This is a genomic window from Salinilacihabitans rarus (genome assembly GCF_024296665.1).
GTDB classification, from domain to species: Archaea; Halobacteriota; Halobacteria; order Halobacteriales; family Natrialbaceae; genus Salinilacihabitans; species Salinilacihabitans rarus.
On record NZ_CP100762.1, the window covers coordinates 1,520,485 to 1,540,178 of the forward strand.

At 70.9% G+C, this 19,694-nt stretch carries 19 protein-coding genes; 14 read left to right on the forward strand and 5 right to left on the reverse strand.

The genetic code is table 11. From position 1 onward, the window contains the following. The first annotated feature begins 2 nt into the window (after positions 1-2). Genes nrfD through NKG98_RS07950 form a run of 4 tightly spaced genes read left to right on the forward strand, consistent with a single transcriptional unit; the run spans position 3 to position 6,085 of the window. Positions 3-1,262, forward strand: coding sequence for an NrfD/PsrC family molybdoenzyme membrane anchor subunit (gene nrfD, locus NKG98_RS07935; RefSeq protein WP_254769121.1), 1,260 nt, complete (start codon positions 3-5; stop codon positions 1,260-1,262). Then, positions 1,255-4,545 carry a molybdopterin-dependent oxidoreductase gene (locus tag NKG98_RS07940; RefSeq protein ID WP_254769122.1) on the forward strand — a complete coding sequence of 1,097 codons (3,291 nt, stop codon included), beginning with the start codon at positions 1,255-1,257 and terminating at the stop codon, positions 4,543-4,545. Before nrfD ends, NKG98_RS07940 begins: the two co-directional genes overlap by 8 nt. After that, positions 4,542-5,231 carry a TorD/DmsD family molecular chaperone gene (locus tag NKG98_RS07945; protein ID WP_254769123.1) on the forward strand — a complete coding sequence of 230 codons (690 nt, stop codon included), beginning with the start codon at positions 4,542-4,544 and terminating at the stop codon, positions 5,229-5,231. Before NKG98_RS07940 ends, NKG98_RS07945 begins: the two co-directional genes overlap by 4 nt. A 53-nt stretch (positions 5,232-5,284) precedes the next feature. After that, positions 5,285-6,085, forward strand: a complete 801-nt coding sequence (locus NKG98_RS07950) for a class I SAM-dependent methyltransferase (RefSeq protein WP_254769124.1) — start codon at positions 5,285-5,287, stop codon at positions 6,083-6,085. A gap of 2 nt (positions 6,086-6,087) precedes the next feature. Here NKG98_RS07950 and NKG98_RS07955 read toward each other — a convergent pair whose 3' ends face one another. Continuing rightward, positions 6,088-6,741, reverse strand: a complete 654-nt coding sequence (locus NKG98_RS07955) for a DUF7095 family protein (RefSeq protein WP_254769125.1) — start codon at positions 6,739-6,741, stop codon at positions 6,088-6,090. Positions 6,742-7,153: 412 nt separating this feature from the next. Between NKG98_RS07955 and NKG98_RS07960 the strand changes: the two genes are divergently transcribed. The 4 genes from NKG98_RS07960 (at position 7,154) to NKG98_RS07975 (ending at position 10,709) form a co-directional block, all read left to right on the forward strand. Beyond that, positions 7,154-7,597, forward strand: a complete 444-nt coding sequence (locus NKG98_RS07960) for a DUF8147 domain-containing protein (protein ID WP_254769126.1) — start codon at positions 7,154-7,156, stop codon at positions 7,595-7,597. Positions 7,598-7,745: 148 nt separating this feature from the next. Continuing rightward, positions 7,746-8,675: a CPBP family intramembrane glutamic endopeptidase gene (locus NKG98_RS07965; protein WP_254769127.1), complete on the forward strand. Its 930-nt coding sequence runs from the start codon at positions 7,746-7,748 to the stop codon at positions 8,673-8,675. A gap of 160 nt (positions 8,676-8,835) precedes the next feature. Beyond that, positions 8,836-9,720: a hypothetical protein gene (locus NKG98_RS07970; RefSeq protein WP_254769444.1), complete on the forward strand. Its 885-nt coding sequence runs from the start codon at positions 8,836-8,838 to the stop codon at positions 9,718-9,720. 68 nt (positions 9,721-9,788) lie between these two features. After that, complete coding sequence (locus NKG98_RS07975) at positions 9,789-10,709, forward strand: hypothetical protein (RefSeq protein WP_254769128.1); 921 nt, start codon at positions 9,789-9,791, stop codon at positions 10,707-10,709. A gap of 35 nt (positions 10,710-10,744) precedes the next feature. On the opposite strand, the gene NKG98_RS07980 is transcribed toward NKG98_RS07975, so the two are convergent. After that, complete coding sequence (locus tag NKG98_RS07980) at positions 10,745-11,650, reverse strand: CPBP family intramembrane glutamic endopeptidase (RefSeq protein ID WP_254769129.1); 906 nt, start codon at positions 11,648-11,650, stop codon at positions 10,745-10,747. 138 nt (positions 11,651-11,788) lie between these two features. Between NKG98_RS07980 and NKG98_RS07985 the strand changes: the two genes are divergently transcribed. The 6 genes from NKG98_RS07985 (at position 11,789) to ncsA (ending at position 17,345) form a co-directional block, all read left to right on the forward strand. Further along, entirely contained in the window at positions 11,789-12,691 is a 903-nt protein-coding gene (locus NKG98_RS07985; protein WP_254769130.1) for a CPBP family intramembrane glutamic endopeptidase, read from the forward strand. Continuing rightward, positions 12,688-14,625: a serine hydrolase domain-containing protein gene (locus tag NKG98_RS07990; protein ID WP_254769131.1), complete on the forward strand. Its 1,938-nt coding sequence runs from the start codon at positions 12,688-12,690 to the stop codon at positions 14,623-14,625. The genes NKG98_RS07985 and NKG98_RS07990 overlap by 4 nt, the downstream gene beginning before the upstream one ends. Positions 14,626-14,705: 80 nt before the next feature. Further along, on the forward strand, positions 14,706-15,176 hold the full coding sequence (locus NKG98_RS07995; protein ID WP_254769132.1) for a hypothetical protein: 471 nt from the start codon (positions 14,706-14,708) through the stop codon (positions 15,174-15,176). Then, a complete protein-coding gene (locus tag NKG98_RS08000) occupies positions 15,169-15,558 on the forward strand; it encodes a hypothetical protein (RefSeq protein ID WP_254769133.1) in 390 nt (129 codons plus the stop codon). The genes NKG98_RS07995 and NKG98_RS08000 overlap by 8 nt, the downstream gene beginning before the upstream one ends. Before the next feature lie 50 nt (positions 15,559-15,608). After that, the gene (locus NKG98_RS08005) at positions 15,609-16,328 is read left to right on the forward strand and encodes an alpha/beta fold hydrolase domain-containing protein (RefSeq protein WP_254769134.1); all 720 of its coding nucleotides are present in this window, start codon (positions 15,609-15,611) and stop codon (positions 16,326-16,328) included. Positions 16,329-16,382: 54 nt separating this feature from the next. Next, a complete protein-coding gene (ncsA, locus tag NKG98_RS08010) occupies positions 16,383-17,345 on the forward strand; it encodes a tRNA 2-thiolation protein NcsA (RefSeq protein WP_254769135.1) in 963 nt (320 codons plus the stop codon). A gap of 165 nt (positions 17,346-17,510) precedes the next feature. Here the strand turns inward: ncsA and ftsZ are convergent, their stop codons facing one another. The 3 genes from ftsZ to NKG98_RS08025 all read right to left on the reverse strand — a co-directional run bounded on the left by ftsZ (position 17,511) and on the right by NKG98_RS08025 (position 19,663). Continuing rightward, on the reverse strand, positions 17,511-18,686 hold the full coding sequence (ftsZ, locus tag NKG98_RS08015) for a cell division protein FtsZ (protein ID WP_254769136.1): 1,176 nt from the start codon (positions 18,684-18,686) through the stop codon (positions 17,511-17,513). 2 nt (positions 18,687-18,688) lie between these two features. Next, entirely contained in the window at positions 18,689-18,874 is a 186-nt protein-coding gene (locus tag NKG98_RS08020) for a ribbon-helix-helix domain-containing protein (protein WP_254769137.1), read from the reverse strand. Between the two features lie 186 nt (positions 18,875-19,060). Beyond that, positions 19,061-19,663: a double zinc ribbon domain-containing protein gene (locus tag NKG98_RS08025; protein WP_254769138.1), complete on the reverse strand. Its 603-nt coding sequence runs from the start codon at positions 19,661-19,663 to the stop codon at positions 19,061-19,063. Between the last annotated feature and the right edge of the window lie 31 nt (positions 19,664-19,694).

Below are 19,694 nucleotides of genomic sequence, written 5' to 3' on the forward strand. Positions count from 1 at the left end.
CCATGGCAACCGAAACACGCACACGGACGGTCGGGCTGGCGGGGAATCGACTCCGGATCGGCTGGTACGCGCTGCTGGTCGTGGCGCTCGCGATCGGCGCGTACGGCGGCTACCTGCGGCTCACCGAGGGACTCGCCGCGACCAACCTCACGAGCACGGTGCCGTGGGGCGCGTGGGTCGCCTTCTACATCTACTTCGTCGGCCTCTCGGCGGGGGCGTTCCTCGTGAGCACGCTCTCGAACGTCTTCGACGTCGAGGGGATGCACGAGATCGAACGCGAGGCGCTGTTCGTCGCCATCGTCTCGATGGTGGTCGCGCTGACGTTCGTCCTCGTCGACCTCGGCCGGATGGACCGGCTCTGGCACCCGTTCGCGTGGCGCCAGCCGCTGTCGGTCCTCTCGTGGGAGGTCCACGCCTACGTCCTCTACGTGGCGGTCCTGATGGGCGAACTGTACTTCTCGATGCGCCGCGACCTCGTCGCGACGAGCGAGGACGACGACGGCATTCGGGGACGGCTCGCCGGCCTGCTCACGCTCGGCCGGACGGACACGAGCGCCGACGCGCTCGAAACCGACCGGACGTGGCTGAAACGGCTCGGCATCGTCGGCATCCCGCTGGCGATCGTCTTCGTCCACGGCGGCACCGGCAACCTGTTCGCCGTCGCCGCCGCGCGCAGCTACTGGTTCAGCGCGCTGTTCCCGGTGATCTTCATCACCTCGGCGGTCGTCAGCGGCATGGCGCTCGTCGCCCTGCTGTACGTCCTCCGGGGCGCGCTCGGGGGGCGGTCGATCGATACGCCCCTGCTCGAACGGATGGCCGCGCTGCTGGCGGGCTTTATCCTCGTCGACGCGTCGCTGAAGGTCCTCGAGGCGTTCGTCGGACTCTACAGCCTCCACCCCGGCCACGTGGAGTCGTGGCTGACGATCATGACCGGCGAGATGTGGTGGTCGTTCTGGATCGTGATGGTCGGGATGGGATGGATTCTCCCGCTCGTACTGTTGTCCCGGCGCGACTGGCGCCGCCGGCCGGGGGTCGTCGCCGCCGCGGGGGCGAGCGTCGTCCTCGGCGTGATCGGCACGCGCTTCAACATCGTCGTGCCGGCCCAGATCGAACCCGCGCTGTACGGCCTCCCGACGGGCTACTACGTCCCGTCGACGCCGGAGTGGCTGCTCTCGCTCGGCGTCGTCGCGCTCGGCGTGCTCGTCTACACGGTCGGCGCGGAACTGCTGCCCCTCGTCCCGCGGGGTGAGACACATGACTGACTCGAACACGATGGATACGGACACGAACGCGGACACGACTGACGGCGGAATCGAACGCCGCGACTTCGTCAAGGCGGTCGGCGGCCTCGGCGCGCTCTCGATCGGCGGCGGCCTCGCGAGCGCGGGCGCGCCGGTCGACCTCGACGAGGCCTTCGGCGACGACCCACACGGCGTCGGCACCGACTACGGCGACTACGAGGCATCGGACGTCCTCTACACGACCTGCGGGCAGTGTAACACGTTCTGCCCGATCAAGGTTCGGCTGGCCGACGAGAGCGGCACCGGCGAGTACAGTTCGCTCGTACGCAAACTCGCGGGCAACCCGTACTCGTTTCTCAACACCCAGCCGTTCTCCCAGGTGCCGTACGCCAGCGACCCCGAAGCCGTCGCCACCGGCGATCTGGAGGGCACCGGCGACGTGGACACGTCGCGGTGGTCGCTGTCGGGCGGCCGGATGTGCCTGAAAGGGCAGGCCGGCATCCAGACGGCCTTCGACAGCTACCGGGTGCGCAAGCCCATGAAGCGCGTCGGCCCGCGCGGGAGCGGCGAGTGGAAGACCATCTCCTGGGAGCAGGCGATCGAGGAGATCGTCGAGGGCGACGACGAACTCGGCCACCCCGGCATCCGCGACCTGTGGGCCTACGCCCCCGAAGACGAGGTCATGGCCGACTGGGAGGCCGTCCAGAACGGCGACCTGTCCAGATCCGAGTTCGACGCGAAGTACGAGGACGTCCTCATCGACACCGACTACCCCGAACTGGGTCCGGAGGCAAACCGGATCGTCGACGTCGGCGGGTTCCGCCGCAACTTCATCCGGGCGCGGCTCTGGTCGCAGGGGCTCGGCTCGATCAACAGCATGCACCACGCCGGGACCTGTGGCTTCTCCAGCGTGCTCGGCAACGTCCGCTCGTACGACGCCACCAAGAAGCGCCAGTACCCCGACGTCGAGAACTGCGAGTACCTCCTCGTGTGGGGGACCAACCCGATGGTCGCGAACAAGGGGCCGACGTGGCTCGCCCCGAAGCTGACGAACGCGATCGAGGACGGGATGCGGATGGACGTCGTCGACCCGCGGCTGTCGAAGACCGCCGAGAAGGCCGACAAGTGGGTGCCGGTCGATCCCGGCGCCGACGCCGCGCTCGCGATGGGCATGGCCCGGTGGATCGTCGAGCACAACCGCCACGACCTGGAGTACCTCCGGAACCCCTCGGAGGCGGCCGCCGGCGACGACGACGAGCCGACGTGGACCGACGCAACCCACCTCGTCCTGGTCGACGAGGAGGCCGGTCCGAAGGCCCGCGCCGCGGACCTCGGCCTCGCGGAGGGCGAAGACGGCGACGAGTTCGCCGTGATCGACGCGGCCACGGGCGAGCCCGCCCTCGCCAGCGAGACCGACGAGGCCGTCCTCGACGTCGACACGACGGTCGACGGGAGCCGGGTCAAGAGCGCGTGGGCGCTGTACAGAGAGCGGGTGTTCGAGTACAGCCTCGAGGAGTACGCCGACATGGCCGGCGTCGAGGTCGACCACGTCGTCGACCTCGCCGACGAGTTCACCAGCCACGGCAAGCGGGCGGCGATCATGCAGTACCGCGGCCCGTCGAAGCACTCGAACGGCTTCTACAACACCCGCGCGATCGCCACCCTCCAGCACCTGATCGGCAACTACGACTGGAAGGGCGGCCAGATCACCCCCTACGCCGGCTTCGCGACGATGAGCGGGCGCTACGAACTGGGCGCCGTCCCCGACGGCTACCAGCCGTGGGGGCTGCCGCTGGTCCGGGCGGGCACCAACTACGAGGACACCCCGCTGTTCGAGCGCGACGACGGGTACCCCGCCAAGCGGCCGTGGTTCCCCGTCGCGCCGCCGTACGCGGTCCAGGAGATCTACGCCAGCGCGCAAGACGAGTACCCCTACTCGATCGGCGCGCTGTTCATCCGGCCGTACTCGGAGAACCACGTCATGGCGGCTTCGGGCGGCGACAAGATCCCGGAGGCGCTGACCGACGAGGACGCAATCGAGCTGCTGGTCGCCTCCGACACCGTCATCGGGGAGACGAGCAAGTACGCCGACTACCTCCTGCCCGAGCCGACGTACCTCGAACGCTGGGAGAACTTCGGCACCTACCCGAACAAGCGGCTGGCCGACGAGAAGGTCAGCCAGCCGACGGTGAAGGTGGTGCCCGACGCCAGGCCGTTCGAGGACGTGCTGATCGACATGTGGAAGCGCATGGACCTGCCCGGCGTCGGCGAGGACGCCATCGTGGACGCGGAGGGGGAGACCTGGCCGCTGCACGCCGCCGAGGACTTCTACCTCAAGCTGGTGGCGAACATCGCCTACGACCGCGATCCGGTGCCCGACGCCGACGACGAGGAACTGGCGGTGTTCCGGCAGGCCCACGAGAAGGGGCTGGGCGAGCACTTCGACCTCGATCGCTGGAGGTCCGCCGTCGGAGACGAGGAGTGGCCGAAGGTGGTCACCGTGCTCAACCGCGGCGGGCGCTTCGAGGAGCCGGTCGCGGACTACGAGGAGGCGTTCGCCGAGCACGGCCACGACTACGACTACGCCGAGCGGTACGGTGAGCGCTCGAACGCCTACGACGGCGAGCACATGCGGTACAAGCTGGGTTCGCGGGTCGACTTCTACAGCGAGGTCGTTCCCAAGGGGAAACACTCCTACACGGGCGAGCGGTTCGATCCGCTGCCGAAGGTCGACGACGTGCGCCACTACGACGACTCCGTGCAGGTGCCCGTCGTCTCCGACGAGGAGCCCGAGCGGCCGCTCCAGCTCATAAACTGGAAGCCGCGCACTCAGGGGATGACCCGGACGCACAACAGCCCGTGGCTGCGCGAGACCCGCCCCCAGAACCCGCTGTGGATCAACCCGGCGGACGCCGAACCGCGGGGCATCGAGAACGGCGACGCGATAGCGATCGACGCCGGCCGCCGCACCGTCGAGGCGACCGCGATGGTGACCCAGGGCATCCGCCCGGGCGTCGTCGGCACCATGTGGGGCTGGGGTCGTGCCGGTGACGGCGCGACGACCGAGACGATCGACGGGTCGACCCGCGAGCCGGCGGACCGCGACGGCCACACCCCGTACGAGTTCGACACGCCGATGCGCGAGAAGGCCGGCTACGCGAAGGGACGCGACGCCGGGTTCGCCGTCAACCACCTCCAGCCGCTCGACGCGGCGCTGGGCGACATCGGCATGAGCGACCTCGTGGGCGGCAGCAACGCCCAGTACGACGCCTACGTCGAGGTCGAACCGGTGAGCGAGCGATGAGCGCGACCGGGCGGAACTCGGCGGAACCCGCGGACGGCGACGTCGCCCGCGCCCGCTCGGACCTGTACGGACTGCTCGCGGCCGCGTTCGACGGCGATATCGACGTGCTCGCGGCCGCGCTACGGGACGGTTCGCTCGTCGACGTCGCGGCGGCGCTGCCGGTCGACCTCGACGCGAGCGCGCTCGACTGCGAGGACGTCGACGAGGAGGCCCTGTCGATCGCCTACGACAACCGCTTCGTCGTCCCGGGGTCGCGGTACGTCCCGCCGTTCGCGTCCGCCCACCGCGGGGCGCCGTCGGCGTCGTTCGAGTCCGACTCCCGGTTCCGCGACGGGAACGAGGCCGGCGAGTTGCTCGGCGACCCCGCCGCGAGGATGTCCGCCCTGTACGAGCGGGCGGGCTTTCGCCCGGAGCACGGCGACTTCCCCGACCACGTCGCCGCCCAGTTCGAGTTCCTCGCGGCGACCGCGGCCGAGGAGGCGCGACGGGCCGCACGCGGCGACGAGGAGGGCGCCGCGACCCTCCGGGACCTCCAGCGCGAGACGCTGTCACAGCTCGGCTGGCTCGACGCGTTCCACGAGGCCGTCGAAGACGTCGACGACGAGGGCGTCTTCGCCGCGCTGGTCGCCCTCGCGCGCACCGCGGCGGCCTGGCACGCCCGCGACGTCGGGGCGTCCACGCGGTAGCCGTCGGCGACCGAACCGACCCGTTTTTACGCGGGATGGCCGTAGACCGGCCCGTGCGCCGGTTCTCCGCCGACTACCTGACGCGAACCCGCGAGGGGATGTGGGCCGACTCCCGCGAGGCGCTGGCCCCGCTCGCGCTCGACTCCCGCGAGCGGGTGCTCGACGTCGGCTGCGGGACGGGCGAGTTGAGCCGCGTGCTCGCCGCGGAGTCGCCGGGCGAGGTCGTCGGCTGCGACGCCGACCCGGCCCTGCTCGCCAGCGCCCGCGAGGCCGTCCCGGTCGTCGCGGGCGACGCGACGCGCCTGCCGTTCGCCGACGACGCGTTCGACCTCGTCGTCTGTCAGGCGCTGCTGATCAACCTGCCCGACCCGGCCGCCGCGGTCCGGGAGTTCGCCCGCGTCTCCGCGGACCTCGTCGCGGCGATCGAACCGGACAACGGCGCCGTCCGGGTCGATTCGACCGTCGCCCGCGAGGCCGCCCTCGAACGGCGGGCGCGGCGGGCCTACCTCGACGGCGTCGAGACGGACGTCACCCTCGGCGCCGACGCCCGCGAGGCGTTCGCCGCGGCGGGCGTCGACCTCGTCGGGACGCGACGGTACGACCACGACCGGACGGTCGAACCGCCGTACGACGAGCGCGCGCTGGCGGCCGCCCGCCGGAAGGCGACGGGCGCGGGGCTTGCCGACGACCGCGAGACGATGCTCCGGGGCGAGTTGACCGAGGATGGGTACGACGACCTCCGGAGTGCCTGGCGCGAGATGGGCCGGGCGGTGATCGACCAGATGGGCGACCGCGAGTACCGCCGCCGGGAGGTGGTGCCGTTCTACGTGACGGCCGGGCGCGTTCCGGAGTGAACTCAGACCACGTCCCCGCGGACCGTCGTGCCCTCCCGGCCGTCGCGCCAGGCGCGGAACTCCTCGGCGGCGGTCTCGGCCTCGTCGGCGTCCATCCCGAGCATCTCGAGGGCCGCCGGCAGCGTCGGCAGGGCGAACGCGCCCTCGCGGAGCTTTCGGAACGCCTCGTCGCTGCGGGTGCCGTCGACCCAGAGACAGACGCCCCGGGGGTCGAGCAGTCGGGTGTAGTCCTCGCGCAGTCGCGCGCCGCGCAGGCGCTGGCCGACGTTGTCCTCGAAGGAGGCGTTGCAGACCTCGAGGTGGACCGGCTCGTCCCCTTCGAGGAGGTGGGCGGCCAGACACCGCTCGGGGGCGGCGTGGCCGTTCGCGTTCGCGCGCAGGTACTCGGGGTGTTCGTCGGCCCAGTCGGCCCGGACGGACTTGCCGACGCCTTTCACGCCGTGGGAGTCGACGAACTCCGCCTCGCGGTCGGGCGCGTCGCGCAACAGCACGTCCTTGGTGAGGTAGACGTCGAGGCGCTCGACGGGGTCGAGTCCGAGGGCGACGTCGCCGTAGGTCCACACCTCGCGGACGGGGACGGGAAGCTGCTCTGCCGCGACCGTCTCGACGATCGCTTCGAGCCGGTCGACGGCCGCCTCGCGGTCGAATCCGCTCATCGCCGTCGTTTGGGCCGGCGGGCGGAAAACGGTTTCTCGTCGGCTGGCCCGGCGCGCTCGCGTAGGCGGCGTATACGTGGGCGTACGTGGGCATCGGTCGGTCTTCGGGTCCCGTTCGACCGCTTCTTCCTCGGGTCCGTCCTCCTCTGTTCCCTCTCGCCGTTTACGCTCGTGGACGGCACCGTCACGGTCGACGCGGACGGTTCGCCGCGCTCGCCGGGCGCCTCTCGGAGCGCGTTTACGGCGGCTTCCCGGTCGTAACCGTGCTCGGCCCGGCGAGCCACGGGGTCGCCGAACTCGTCCCCGCGACGCGAGTCGGTGACGCCGTGTACCGGCCGCCCCCCGCGGTTGACATTCTCCGGAATCGGGAACTACCTGCTGCGGATATACTCTCGGCCGACGTAGAGACTGCGTGAACACCGTACTCAAGATCGTCGGGAGTCTGTTCGTCGGCGTCCTCGGCTTCGTCGTGGCCGCGGTCGCCGTGACCGAAGCGCTCGCCCCGCACGTCTGGCCGTCCGCGATGGTGGGACTCCCCGTCGGCCTCGTGATCGGGGTCGCCCTGATCCCGCTTACGTACCTGGGGCTCACCTACCGGGCGGAGCGCGCCGCCGGCGGGCCCACCGAGCGGACGGCGCGTCGCTTCCGGGCGACGGCGGCGGCGTTCGTCGGGTTCGTCGTCGGCGGCGGACTCGCGACGGCCGTCCTCGCGACGCAGGCGGTCGGTCTCGCCACGGCGATGCTCTTCGGCGGTTTCCCCGTCGGAGTCGTCGCGGCGGCGGTGGCCGCGTACCTCGTCTCCCGTCGCCGGCCGAGCGACGGATCGTCCGGCTCACCCCCGGCCAACGCGTCGTGACTCCGCTTTCTCGTCCTCGTTCTTCCGGCGCCGATTCCCGTCACGAAGCGAGAGCCCACAGCCGAATCCAGCGGCCGCTTCGCGGGGAACGACGATCGGTCGATCGAAACCGCCGACAGTTATCACGGCCGCGCGCCCACCGTCAGCCATGACGACGGCCGTCGACGGTCGGAAGGTGGGGCTGTTTCTCGCTCTCGCGTTCGGCATCTCGTGGACGAGCGCGGTCGGACTGTATCTCTCCGGGACGGCCCTCGCGTCGATTCGGGGGACCGTCCTCGTCGTCCTCGCGTTCATGTGGGCGCCGGCGATCGCCGCGATCGTCGTCCAGCGGGGGTACGGGGACGGGGGGTCCGTCCGCGCCGGGTGCGGCCTCGCGCGCGGCCGCCTCCGGTGGGTCGCCCTCGCGTGGGTGGCCCCCGTGGGACTGCTCGCGGCGACGATCGGCGTCGGCCTCGCCGTCCCCGGCGTCTCGCTGACGACCGATTACGCGGGGTTCCTCGTCGACCTCGGCCTCCCGCCCGAGCAGATCGAGGAGTCGATGGCCCTCCTCGACTCGCTGCCGGTTCCGCCGGTCGTCCTCTTCGTCGCGCAAGGGCTCGTGGCGGGGCTGACGATCAACGCGCTTGCGGCCCTCGGGGAGGAACTCGGCTGGCGGGGGCTGTTGCTGACGGAACTCGCTCCCCTCGGATTCTGGCGGCTCTCGGGGCTTACGGGCCTCGTCTGGGGCATCTGGCACGCGCCGATCATCCTCCAGGGGCACAACTTCCCCGAGGCGCCTGTCGCCGGCGTCGTCGCCATGACCGTCTGGACCGTCGCCGCCTCGCCCGTCTTCACCTACCTGACCGTCCGCGCCCGGTCGGTCCTCGCGGCGACGTTCTTCCACGGGACGTTCAACGCCGTCGGCTGGTTCTCGCTGCTCTACCTCGCCGGCGCCGGCAGCCTCCTGGTCGCGCCCGTCGGCGCCGCCGGCGTCGGCGCCGCGGTCCTCGCGACCGCCGTCTGCGTCGCCCACGACAGGTACGTCGCCGCCGACCCGATCACGACCGGCGAACCGCTCTCGCCGTGGGCGCGGGACTGATCGGGGCGCGACCCGACGCGGGGCCTCTCGGCGGCCGGGAACCGCACTCGTCGTTTATCCTGACTCACGACCTACAGTGAGCGATGACGACGATTTCAGTAGCATCTCGACCGATCGCGACCGCCATCCCGACCGCCGCCGGCGCCCCGCGGAGGCGTCCGTGACCCCAACCGCGGGCTCGCTCCCGCGTCCGTACGTGCTCGCTTCCCTCGCGACGCTCGTCCTCGCGACGATCGCGACGACCGTCGGCCTGTTCGTCCCCGGGTTCTACCGCGACGCGCCGGTGCTCCTGCCGCAGGTCTACGGTCAGGACCTGCTGACGCTGGTCGTCGCGCTCCCGGTCTTCGCCGTCGCGCTGTATTACGCCGCCCGCGGGTCGCTTCGGGGGTACGTCGTCTGGCTCGGCGTCGACGGCTACCTGCTGTACACCTACGCCTCCTACGCGTTCATGACGGCGTTCAACGAGCTGTACCTGGTCTACACGACGCTGCTGTGGCTCACGCTGGCCGCGTTCGTCGGCGGGATGGTCGGGCTCGACGCCGCCGAGGTGAAACGGGCCGCCGGCAGGCTGTCCGTCCGGCCGTACGTCGTCTTCCAGGCGGCGCTCGCTGTCCTCGTCACGTTCCTCTGGCTGTCGGAGGTCGTCCCGGCGATCGTCGCCGGGACGGTGCCGCCGAGCGTCGCCGCGGCGGACCTCCCGACGTCGGTCATCTTCTCGCTCGACCTCGGGATCGTCGTCCCGGCGTTCCTGCTCTCGGCGTACTGGCTTCGAAAGCGCCGGGCGTGGGGCTACGCGTTTACGGCCGTCCTCCTCGTGAAGGCGGCGACCCTCAGCCTCGCCGTGCTGGCGATGGCCGCGTTCCAACTGCGCGACGGGCAGATCGTCCCCGTCCCGGCTCTCGCCATCTTCGGCTTCCTGTCGCTGTCGAGCCTCGCGTTGCTGGCCCGCCTCCTGCGCTCGATGGGGTCGGCAGACGGACTGCGACGGTCCGCGGCCGACGACGTCCCGGTCGCCGCGGATCGCCGGCCGAGGCGGGGCGCGTGACGTCCGGCCCCGTTCGGGATCGAGACGGAACGGCGCAGGTTAACGGTGCCGCGGTCCTACGTCCGCCGATGAACGTTCACGAAACCGTCGACGTAGCGACGGTCGAACTCGGTAGCCTGCTCCTCCGGGACGCGAAACTCTTCGCGCGAAGCGCCGAGTCGCCGCCGCTCGTCGAAGTCGCCGCCGACGCCACCGCCGCCGGGGTCGGCCGCGTCGACCGCGCCGGCCGTCACGACGTGACCGTCGAGACTCCGGTCGGGGAGTTCGAGGCCGCCTACATGCCGTGGGAGTGGCGCGGCCCGGAGTACCCGACGCTCGTCTACCACCACGGGAGCGGCGAGCGGCCGTTCGACGTCGGGCGGTTCAGTTCGAACTCCTTCCGGCGGCTGTTCGTCGGGCACGAGGCGGCGGTGCCGGCGAACCTCGTCGCCGTCCGGGCGCCGTTTCACGACCGGTCGAGCCGGGCGTACGCCCGGGCGATGGGTGACCTCGAAAACTTCGTCGGGATGGTCGCCGCCTCGGCGGCGCTCGTCGAGGCCGTCGCGGCCGACGCCCGGGAGCGAACCGACGCCCCCGTCGTGGCGTCGGGGATCAGCCTCGGCGGCTGGGCCGTGAACCTCCACCGCGTCTGCTTCGACTCGGTCGACCGGTACGTACCGATCTTCGCCGGCGCCGCGCTCGGCGACCTGTTCGTCTCGTCGATCTACCGGAAGATGGCCGCCGAACGGGTCCGGGAACGGCCGGAACGGCTGCGGGAAGTGCTCGACTTCGCGGAACCGTTCCGGGCCGTCGACGCGGCCGACTGCGAGCCGCTGCTGGCCCGTTACGACCGCATCATCGAGTTCGACCGCCAGCGGCCGAGCTACGCGGGGCTGGCGCTGTCGGTCCTCGAGAAGGGCCACGTGACGGGGTCGCTCGCGTCGGGGGCGCTGCGCGAGCACGTCGTCGACGCGCTTCCGGCGCCCGACGTCGACCCGGCGACCCGGTGACTGTCGACGGGGAGACGGAGCGCCGTCGACGACGATCAGTACGGCGGCAGCGGGCGCTCCTCCCCCCGACGGAGGTTCGCCGGCCCCCACCAGAGCAGGACGACGAGGACGAGCACGGTCGTGACCGCCGTCTGGTAGCGGTCCGCCGCCGGCGAGAGTTCGAGGAGCTGGCCGGTGGCGTTGCCGAGGAAGTGAAACAGGATCGCCGCGAGGACGCTCCGGTTCGTGTTGTTGAACAGCCACGTGTAGAGGACCGCGCCGACGAGGACGTTGAAGGCGAACCACGCCGGGTCCGGCGCGAAGTCCCAGCTGCTGTAGTAGCCGACCATCAGGAACAGCGGCGCGTGCCAGGCCGCCCACGCGACGCCGAGGATCAGGCTCGCGGTCAGCGCGCTCCACCGTCGCTGGAGCCGATCGAGCCAGTAGCCCCGCCAGCCGATCTCCTCGTGGAACGGGCCGAGCAGGAAGATCGCAAGCAGCGTCCCGAGGAGCGCGACCGGCTCGCCGAGCAGTTCCAGCAGGGGCGCCGCGCTCAGCGGCCGGCTCGCGCCGTCGACGACGACCGCGACGCCGGCGCCGGCCAGCGCGAGCGCCGGCCAGAGCGCCAGCATCACCGCGGCCCAGCGGCCCGGGATCAACCGCACGTCGACGAGTCGCCGTTTCAGGTCCGCGAGACCGGCCCGGCCGCCGACCCGCCAGGCCATGACCACGCCGCCGATCGTGACGCCGAGACCGCCGACCAGCAGGAAGACGATTCCCGGAAACCGGAAGACGTGCCAGCCGGCGGCGATCGGGACGCTCCACCAGAGCCACGTCCAGCCGTGGGAGAACAGGAGGTACCCCCAGACGTCGAATCCCCGGCGGTTCTCGAGCGCAGTTCCCACGCCCGTCTCGCTCCCGCGTCCGGCCGCCGACCGCGAGGCGTCGCTCCGTTCCGTCATGCTAGATGCATTCTCCTCCTCGTATATCGAGATATCGGCCCGCGAGGGGATCCGCGGCGGCCGCTCCGGGGCTGACCGTCACTCCGCGTGGCGGGAATCACCGACGAGGCTATGTCCGGCCGTCGCCCCGGAGAGGGCGTGAGCCGACTCGCCGTCCGTGAACGGGCCGTCCGCCGTCCGATCGTCGCGTTCTTCGTCCTGGCCTACGCCATCTCGTGGCTCGGGTTCCTCCCGTCCGTGCTGGGAGTCGACGGGGGTCTCGGGGGGATGAACCTGCTTGTCGCCCAGTTCGGCCCCGCGCTCGCCGCGCTGATCGTTCTGCGGTACACCGGCGGCTCCGTCCGGGAGTGGGCCGGCCGCGTCGTCCGCTGGCGCGTCCCGCTGCGGTGGTGGGCCGCGACGCTCGCGATCCCGGTCGCCGTCTTCGGCGCGACGGGCGTCGGCTTCGCGCTGCTGGGCTACGAACCCGACCTCTCGCGGCTGCCCGACCCCCTGACGACGTTCCTCCCTACCCTCGTCGGCCTCTCGCTGCTCGCCGGTCTCGGCGAGGAACCCGGGTGGCGCGGCTTCGCCCTGCCCGGCCTGCAGGAGCGACACGGCCCCCTCGGCGCGACGCTCCTGCTGGGGACCGTCTGGGCGTTCTGGCACCTCCCGGTGTTCTTCGTCGATCCCCGGTCCGCCCACGGGATCACCGACCCGGTCGTCCTCTTCGGACTCGTGTCGCTGACGGCGCTGGGGATCGTCCTCTACTCGTTCTACTACACCTGGATCTACAACCGGACCGGGAGCGTCCTCGTGATGATGCTGCTCCACGGCGGGTTCAACGCCGGCACGGTCCACCTGATCCCGTTCGCCGACGAGATCGTCTTCGGCCCGACGTACGCGACGCTCCTGACGGTGCAGGTGACCGTCCTCCTCGTCGGCGCGCTCGCCCTCGTGGCCCTCACCGGGGGACGGCTCGGGTACGACGGCGACCGGCGGGTGGCGGCGCCCGCGGCTCCGACGCGATCCGCCCCCCGGAGAGGTGAGCCGGGCCGATGACGCCGCTCTCGCGCCGGGAGGTCCTCGCCGGCCTCGCGGTCGGCGCCGCCGTCGCCTCGGCTCCCGCGGTCGTCGGCGGTACGAGCGACCCGCTCGCCCGGACCGACGACGCCGAGCGGCCGCTCGCCGACCCGGCCGCGTTCGAGGCGTTCCTCGACGACCTCGTCCGGGCGCAACTGGATGCACACGGGATTCCGGGGGCGACGGTGGCCGTCGTCGACGGCGAGTCGACGTTCACGAAGGGGTACGGCGTCGCCGACGTCGAGGCGGGAGCGCCCGTCAGCGCGGACAGGACGCTCTTTCGCGTCGGCTCCGTCTCGAAGCTGTTCGCGTGGACAGCCGTGATGCAGGGCGTCGAACGCGGGGCGCTCGACCTCGACGCGGACGTAAACCGGTACCTCGACGGGCTCGCGATTCCCGAGACGTACGACGACCCGATCACGCTGGAGCACCTCGCGACGCACGCGGCCGGCTTCGAGGACCGAGTTCGGGGCACCTACGTCACCGACGCCGACGCCGTGCGGCCGCTGGCGCAAACCCTGGCCGCGGAGCGGCCCGAACGCGTCCGCCCGCCGGGGCAGTTCACCGCGTACTCGAACTTCGGCGCCGCGCTCGCGGCCCACGTTGCGGCGACGGCGGGTGGGACGTCGTTCGAGCGGCTCGTGGCCGACGAGATATTCGATCCGCTCGCGATGGACCGGAGCACGTTCGCCCAGCCGGTTCCGGCGGCGCTCCGGGACGACCTCGCGACCGGCTACGCGGTCGAAGACGGCGAGTTCCGGGCGGGGGAGTTCGAGTACGTCGGCCTGCCGCCGACGGGCGCGATGAGCGCCACCGCGACCGACGTGGCGTCGTTCCTCCGGGCGCACCTCCGGGGCGGCGCGGTCGACGGGAACCGGATCCTCGACCCGGGGACGATCACCGAGATGCACCGCCGGCGGTTCGCGAACGACGAGCGGCTCAACGGGATGGCCTTCGGCTTCTACGAGTTGAGCCGCCGCGGCGTCCGCGTGATCGGTCACGAGGGGGACACGCCGCTGTTTCACAGCCTCCTCTGTCTCCTGCCCGACCGCGACGCCGGCGTCTTCGTCTCGTACAACGCTCCGGGCGGCGTGGCCGCCCGCGAGGAGTTCCTCGACGCGTTCGTCGACCGGTACTTCGCCGCGGGGGAGCCGCCCGTCTCGGCTCCCGACGGGAGGCCGACGCGCGCGGCCGACGTCGAGGGGACCTACCGGGCGCTCCGGGTCCCGTACACCACCGCCGAGAAGTTCGTCGGCGTCGCGGAGACGGTGTCGGTCTCGGTCGACGACCGCGGACGGCTGGTGACGACGAGCGGCGGCGAGACGCGGCGGTGGGTCGAGGCGGAACCGCTCCTCTTCGCGGAGGTCGGCGGAACCGACCGCCTCGCGTTTCGCGACGGCGGCGGGGAGATCACCCACCTGTTCCTCGGGAGCCGTCCGGCCTCGGCGTACGAACGGCTCTCGGTGTTGGAGCAGCCCCGGGTCCACGCGGTGCTCCTCGCGCTCTCGCTGCTGGTCTTCGCGACCGCCCTCGTCGGCTGGCCGGCCGAGGTGGCGTGGCGGCGGTACCGCGGCGCGACGCGCCCCCGGCCCGACGCCCTCCCTCGACTGCCGCTGCTGGTGGGCGGGACGGCCGCGACGTGTTTCCTCCTGTTCGCCGTCGGCTTCGCCGCCGCCCTCGTGCTCGATCCGTTCGGCTTCCTGTACGGGGACCGGTTCGGGTTGCGACTCCTCTCGCTGCTGGCGGCGGTCGGGGCCGTCGCGACCGTCCTCGCGCTGGTCGTCGCCGGCCGCGCCGTCCGCGACCGGGCGTGGAGCCGCCGACTGCGAGCCCACTACGCGCTGGTCGCGGTCGCCGGGGTCGTCTTCGCGGCCCTCCTCTGGTACTGGAACTTCCTCCCGTACCACACGTAAACGCGCACCTCGATGGCTCTCGGTCCCGATTTCCGGGAATAACGGCGAACGGTTATGTCGTCGTCTCGCGTATCGGTATCATGATCACTACCCACGAGAGCCGTCCGGCGGCCGCGCGGTCGCCGCCGCTCGCGCTCCGGGCGTACGTCCTCGGCGCGGTCGCACTCGGACTGAGCGCGCTCTACGGCGGTCTCGCGTTGATGCTCCGCCGCGCGAGCGACCCGCTCGGGATGCCCCTTGAGTGGCTCGACCGGACGCCGTTTCGCGATTACTTCGTGCCCGGACTCACCCTGTTTACCGTCTTCGGCGTCGGGTCGGCCGCGGTCCTGTTCGGAATCGCCCGCCGGCGGCCGTGGGCGTGGCCCGCCGCCGTCGGCCTCGGTCTCGCACAGGTGTGCTGGATCGCCGTCGAGGTGACGCTCCTCCGGCTGTTCCAGCCGCTGCACCTGGCCTACGGCGGCCTCGGCGCGGCGCTGGTCGCGCTCGCGACGCGTCCGTCCGTCCGGGAGTTCCTGACCGACGACGGCGAGGGGGCGGGTCGCCGTGCTTAGGCTCCTCTTCGGGGTCTTCCTCGTCCTCCACGGCGTCGTCCACGTCTGGTACGTGGTGCTGAGTCAGGGGTGGATCGAAGTCGAGGAGGGGATGGGCTGGAACGGCCACTCCTGGCTCCTCTCGTCGCTTCTCCCGGAGGGGACGATCCTGTCGCTGGCCAGCGTCCTCTACGTCGTCGTCACGCTGGGGTTCGTCCTCGGCGGTCTCGGCTACGTCCTCCGGCAGGGCTGGTGGGGGCCGGCCGTCGCCGGGGCCGCGCTCCTCTCGACTGTCGTCCTCGTCGCGATGTGGGACGGCAGGTTCGACCTGCTGGTGGAGAAGGGCGTAGTCGGCGTGCTCATCAACGCCGTCCTGCTTGCGTCCGTCCTCTCGCTCGAGTAGGGGCACGCCCGGCGGGCACGTTTTTGTCGTCTCGCGGTGAACGTACGCGCATGAGACACCGGGTATTCAACCCCGACGGCGACGCGGAACTCGTCTTCGTGATGGGCTGGGGCAACCGCTGGACCCACGAGAATATCGGCTGGCTGATCGGTCAGCTCACCGACGCCGGCTACCGCGTCCACGCGTTCGAGATCCCGACGAACGTCGACGACTTCAAAGCCGACTGGCTGGAGCCGATCGCCGAGTACGTCGTCGACCTCGATGGCTACCAGTTGCTCGCCCACAGCGCCGGCGCGCTGATCGCGCCGGCGCTAGACGGCGCCGAGAACCACGTCTACCTCAGCCCGTGGTGGGGCTACAGCGAGCGCCTGCCGCGGCCCCTCCTCGACCTCGTCGCGGAAATTCCGACGGCGTTCCCGTTCGTCCCGACCGGCGGGATGGACCGGGCGGACCTCGGCGAACTGGCGACCGACCACCAGCTGGCGACGGGGCCGAAGTGGGTCTCGCCGGCGTTCGTCCGCGAGACGCGCCACGCCCAGCAGGAACTGCTCGCCATCGACCACGACGCGGTCGTCTTCTGCTCGCTGCGCGACCCCGTGGTCAGCCTGCGACCGATCGGCGAGCGCGTCCCGCCCGAGCACGTCGTGCTGTACGACGGCGGCCACGAACTGTTCTCCTCGGCGGTCCGCGAGGAGTACGTCGACCCCCTGCTCGCGGCCCTCGAAGAGGGCGCCGCCGCCGTCGAGGACCGGCCGACGGTCACCGTCTGACGGCCGCCGGCCGGAGCGAAACCGGTTTCCCCGCGAGGGCGTTACCCCGAATCGATGGAGTGCAACCGGTGTGACGCGGAGGCGGTGATGCACGCCGCCTACTCGGGGGCGCACCTCTGTGAGACTCACTTCCGTGAGTCCGTCGAGAAGCGGGTCCGGCGCCGGGTCCGCCGGGACGACCTCGTCCCCCGGGAGGCGAGCCCCGAGAACCCCCGGACGTGGGTGATCGGCCTCTCGGGCGGCAAGGACAGCGTCGTCCTCACGAAGATCCTCCACGAGACGTTCGCCGAGGACCCCCGCATCGAACTCGTCGGCCTGACGATCCACGAGGGGATCGCGGGCTACCGCGACGAGAGCCTCGACGCCTGCGTCGACCTCACCGCGGACCTCGGGATCCGCCACGAGGTCGTCAGCTACGAGGAGGAGTTCGGCGTCCGGATGGACGAGGTCGTCGAGGACGACCCCGAGAACATGGCCGCCTGCGCCTACTGCGGGGTCTTCCGCCGGGACGTCCTCTCGCGGTACGCCGAGGAACTCGACGCCGACCTCCTGCTGACGGGCCACAATCTGGACGACGAGGCCCAGACTGCCCTGATGAACGTCCTCGAGGGCGACGTCTCACAGATCGCCAAGCACTTCGACGCCAGCCTCGGGCCGCTCTCCGAGCGCGAGGAGCAAGCCGAGTTCGTCCCGCGGGCGAAACCCCTCCGGGACGTCCCCGAGAAGGAGGTCGCCCTCTACGCCCACCTGCGGGAGTTGCCGGCGCACATCGCCGAGTGTCCCCACTCCAGCGAGGCCTACCGCGGCGAGATCCAGCAGTTGCTGTACGGCCTCGAGGAGAACCACCCCGGCACGCGCCACTCGATCCTCTCGGGGTACGAGGAACTCGCGAGCATCGTCGCCGAGCGCTACCGCGACGACGGCGACGGCGCCGACCTCCGGGAGTGCGTCGAGTGTGGATCGACGACGACGCGCGAGCGCTGCCGAAAGTGCTCGCTGCTGGAGGCGCTGGCCTAGGGCGTACTCCGCTGTCGTCCGTTTACGGCGTTTCAGGCCCCACCTCGTGACGGTCGGTGCGGCGTACGACGCGAAGAGAACGGGACCGACGAGGCGACCGAGCGGGTCGGGTTGGGGGAGACGGGTGCCGGTCGCTTCGTCGCGAATCGCCGCGACGCCGAGCGCTTACCGGATGACGTCCACGCCGTTGTTCTTCTCGAGGCGGTTGCGGCCGCCGTCGCTCTGGGCGCCGACGCTCTCGACGTTCTGGCTGGCGTCGAATTCGCCCTCCGAGACGCCCTCGATGCTGGCGCGGGACCTGTCGGCCTGCTTCTGGGTCGTCGGGCCGAGCACCTGCGCGCTCTGGACGCCGGTCATGATCGCCATGACGCGGACCTTCCCCTTGTAGTTCTCCTGGATGCGTGCGCCCCAGATGACGTTCGCCGAGGCGTCGAGGCGTTCGGTGATGTTGTCCGCGATGCCCTCGGCCTCCTTCAGCGTGAGGTCGGGGCCGCCCGTGATGTGGACGAGGCCGCCCGACGCACCGCGGTAGTCGACGTCGAGCAGCGGGTGGTTCATCGCGTCGTGTACCACCTCCTCGGTCTTGTTCTTGTCCTGGGTTTCGCCGACGAGCATCACCGCGACGCCACCCTGATTCATGATCGTGGACATGTCGGCGTAGTCCAGATTGATCAGCGAGGGCTGGGTGATCGTCTCGGAGATGCCCTTGACGGTCTCGGCGATGATCTGGTCCATCACCGAGAACGCCTTGCCGATCGGGAGGTTCGGGACGTAGTCGAGCAGGCGGTTGTTGTCGAGGACGATGATCGAGTCGGCCTGTTCGCGAAGCTTCTCCAGACCCTCCTCGGCTTTCACCGTCCGCGCGCGCTCGACGTTGAACGGCGTCGAGACCATGCCGACGACGATGGCACCCTGCTCTTTGGCGATCTTCGCGGCGATGGGGGCGGCACCGGTGCCGGTGCCACCGCCCATCCCCGCGGTCACGAACACGAGGTCCGCATCCCCGAGGACTTCCTTGATCGTGCTCTGGGCCATCTCGGTCGCGCGTTCGCCCATCGACGGATCACCGCCCGCACCCAGTCCGTTCGTGAGCGACTTGCCGACGAGGATCTTCGTGTCGGCCTCGATCATCTTGAGGTGCTGTTTGTCCGTGTTGATCGCGACCGTGTCGGCGCCTTCGACGCCGATGTTGTACAGCCGGTTGATGGTGTTGTTGCCCGCGCCGCCACAGCCGATGATGACGATCCGCGGGTCGCCGAACTCGTCGTCGTCGAACGACGCGTCCATCTCGCGGGACTCCTCCTCGGCGTTGTCGAGGGCGTCCTGAACGATGTCCTGCATGGTTACACCTTCGCCCAGCTGCGCTTGCCGGTGCTGGCGCTCTCGCGGCGGCCGTCCTGCTGTTCGTTGATCATCTCGCGGACGGCCGACCGGATCGCCTCGCTCCGGTTCGGGAACTCGCCCGTCTCGACCAGCTGTTCGACCTCCTCGATCTGCTGTTTCGGAATCCGCAGTGTCACACGCTCCATGGTTGTATTCCCCGTGGGGTAAGACGGCGCGCGCCCCTGTCAGACACGCGGTGTCTTACACTCGTTATCGCCCGATGTCGGGCAGTTTTCCGGTGTAACCCGGCCGTGTAAGACAACCGTCTTACGCGACTGTAGCCAACTTTGTCACGAGTAATAAAACTTCCGGCGAGAACGACGTTCTCTGTCTTACGACGGTTCCGGCCGGTTCGAGTCGAGAACGTCCGCTGCGGGCGTCCTGCGGCCACAGCCTGGGCAGAACGACCAGTCAGAGCGGATCTCGTCGCCGCACTCGCAGAAGAGCCGCCGCGAGGCCTTCTCGCCGCAGTTCGGGCAGTATACGTGGTCGTCGTCGACGCGTTCGCCGCACTGTTTACACTGTCGTCCTCCCTCGTTCGGCGCTCTCGCGGTCGATTCCGGGGCGGAACGGCCCGCCGTCCGCTCGGCGCGGTCGGCGCGTGTCTTACGCTGGCGGTCGTCGACGCCGTCGAGGGCGACGGTCACGTTGACCTCCCCCCGGTCCCCGCGGCGCTCGGCGAGTCGCGACTCCAGCAGCGCGTCGACGCGCTCGCGGAGCAACTCGTCGATGCTCTCCACGAGCGCGTCGGTCGACGACTCGGCGGCCCCGGACTCGGCGGCCGTCTCACGCGCGCCTCGGCGGCGCGCGCTGGCGCCGTCGGACACGTCGAGGTACGCGCGCAGCGCCTCGCGCATGACCTCGCTCTTCGAGGCGTCGAAGGCCTCGAGTTCGTCCACGAGGTCGTCGTCCGCGCGAAACGTGATCTTTCCCATGACGGATACCGTGTCTTTCACACCCAACCAT

What these genes read in the sequence shown, in the direction of transcription:
- nrfD (WP_254769121.1), top strand. Translation starts at nt 3, where the DNA reads ATGGCAACCGAAACACGCACACGGACGGTCGGGCTGGCGGGGAATCGA.
- NKG98_RS07940 (WP_254769122.1), top strand. Translation starts at nt 1,255, where the DNA reads ATGACTGACTCGAACACGATGGATACGGACACGAACGCGGACACGACT.
- NKG98_RS07945 (WP_254769123.1), top strand. Translation starts at nt 4,542, where the DNA reads ATGAGCGCGACCGGGCGGAACTCGGCGGAACCCGCGGACGGCGACGTC.
- NKG98_RS07955 (WP_254769125.1), bottom strand. Translation starts at nt 6,741, where the DNA reads ATGAGCGGATTCGACCGCGAGGCGGCCGTCGACCGGCTCGAAGCGATC.
- NKG98_RS07965 (WP_254769127.1), top strand. Translation starts at nt 7,746, where the DNA reads ATGACGACGGCCGTCGACGGTCGGAAGGTGGGGCTGTTTCTCGCTCTC.
- NKG98_RS07975 (WP_254769128.1), top strand. Translation starts at nt 9,789, where the DNA reads ATGAACGTTCACGAAACCGTCGACGTAGCGACGGTCGAACTCGGTAGC.
- NKG98_RS07980 (WP_254769129.1), bottom strand. Translation starts at nt 11,650, where the DNA reads ATGACGGAACGGAGCGACGCCTCGCGGTCGGCGGCCGGACGCGGGAGC.
- NKG98_RS07990 (WP_254769131.1), top strand. Translation starts at nt 12,688, where the DNA reads ATGACGCCGCTCTCGCGCCGGGAGGTCCTCGCCGGCCTCGCGGTCGGC.
- NKG98_RS07995 (WP_254769132.1), top strand. Translation starts at nt 14,706, where the DNA reads ATGATCACTACCCACGAGAGCCGTCCGGCGGCCGCGCGGTCGCCGCCG.
- NKG98_RS08005 (WP_254769134.1), top strand. Translation starts at nt 15,609, where the DNA reads ATGAGACACCGGGTATTCAACCCCGACGGCGACGCGGAACTCGTCTTC.
- ncsA (WP_254769135.1), top strand. Translation starts at nt 16,383, where the DNA reads ATGGAGTGCAACCGGTGTGACGCGGAGGCGGTGATGCACGCCGCCTAC.
- ftsZ (WP_254769136.1), bottom strand. Translation starts at nt 18,686, where the DNA reads ATGCAGGACATCGTTCAGGACGCCCTCGACAACGCCGAGGAGGAGTCC.
- NKG98_RS08020 (WP_254769137.1), bottom strand. Translation starts at nt 18,874, where the DNA reads ATGGAGCGTGTGACACTGCGGATTCCGAAACAGCAGATCGAGGAGGTC.
- NKG98_RS08025 (WP_254769138.1), bottom strand. Translation starts at nt 19,663, where the DNA reads ATGGGAAAGATCACGTTTCGCGCGGACGACGACCTCGTGGACGAACTC.